Source organism: Dickeya sp. CFBP 2040 (assembly GCF_012273755.1).
GTDB classification, from domain to species: Bacteria; Pseudomonadota; Gammaproteobacteria; order Enterobacterales; family Enterobacteriaceae; genus Dickeya; species Dickeya poaceiphila.
On record NZ_JAAVXH010000015.1, the window covers coordinates 1 to 1,211 of the forward strand.

Annotated in this window: 1 protein-coding gene; it reads left to right on the top strand. The window is 33.9% G+C overall.

Features of this window, described 5'->3' with window-relative positions; genetic code table 11:
* Positions 1–281: 281 nt before the first annotated feature.
* Positions 282–983: a DNA-binding protein gene (locus Dpoa2040_RS02115; protein ID WP_168640117.1), complete on the top strand. Its 702-nt coding sequence runs from the start codon at positions 282–284 to the stop codon at positions 981–983.
* The last annotated feature ends 228 nt before the right edge of the window (positions 984–1,211 follow it).

Consider the following 1,211-nt stretch of genomic DNA (forward strand, 5'->3'; position numbering starts at 1 on the left):
TTAAAAATAAGAACCAGTAAATATCAAGGGTTATTGATTTTACAAACTAGGGTTATTAAATTCAATAACCTTAGTTTCACGACGTTATAATAACACTAAAAAAGAATATAGCTTTCATACTGGCGGCATCTCCAGTTTAACTAAACTTTATCCAGTTCGGGATATAACTGGATGGCCTGCCAGTTTCTTTAAACTTTTTCCATTTATTTTTGACTTTATTATTGACGTTCAGGTTTAATCTGTTATGTATTAAAAAATAAGAATAATAAAAGGAGACTATTATGAGCATTATCGATTTTAAGCACTTGCATGAACTATCATCCTTCCAACTACAACAGTATATTGATGATAACAACTTTACACCGGAACAGCGATTACAGATTTTTGAGCATTATCATAGCAAGCATAAAGACACGACCAACATATATCAGCGAAAAGAAAACATTAAATCCATCAAAAGAGATGTTGATTATGTTCATCTCTTTACGAAAAACTTCGAATGCCTTGCTGAACTTGATATTACCAAAACTGAACTGAAGGTGATTGCTAAAATCCTTAATAAAATGGAGTTCGGCAATTTGTTTCATATTTCTCAAGCGGCACTCTGTCGTGACTTGGGTATAGGAAAATCGAATATGTCGCTCATATTCAAAAAGTTAAAAACCAAAGGGATTATCATCGATAAAGATGGTGATCTTTTTATGAACTCCAATATTTTTTTGAAAGGCCAAGCGCATAGCATTAATATGAAACAACGCCCTAATGTTAAAAAGGCACAGGGATTTAATGCTAATAACGAACCAGCATTTGATAATGTTTATACCTTTAATCAAACAAATGATTCTAACAATCAACCGACAGAGGGAACGACTGCATCTGATCAGCCTAAAAAAACTGAGAACTGTTCTAACAAGGAAATAGATCCAGCACTGACACTGCAATATCCCAAAACAGCAGAGCCAGTTTATGATGATGTGGAATAAATAAGCAAAGAAACGTACCTTAACAGCAGACACAATGATGACAACCATTTCGAGGATGTCCTCGGTATGGTCAAATTTGGTTCAGGTGTGCTTCAGTTAAGAAATAATTTCACTCTTTTTATCAGAATGCGTGAGAGTGAGATTTATACAAATGGATATAGGTCGATGTAATACCTTAGATGCAAAACGAGTGAATAACACTTATCTCATTTAACGCCTTGACCAATT

Bases quoted from the DNA above. Each gene is read 5' to 3' on its own strand.
- Dpoa2040_RS02115 (WP_168640117.1), top strand. From the start codon at position 282: ATGAGCATTATCGATTTTAAGCACTTGCATGAACTATCATCCTTCCAA.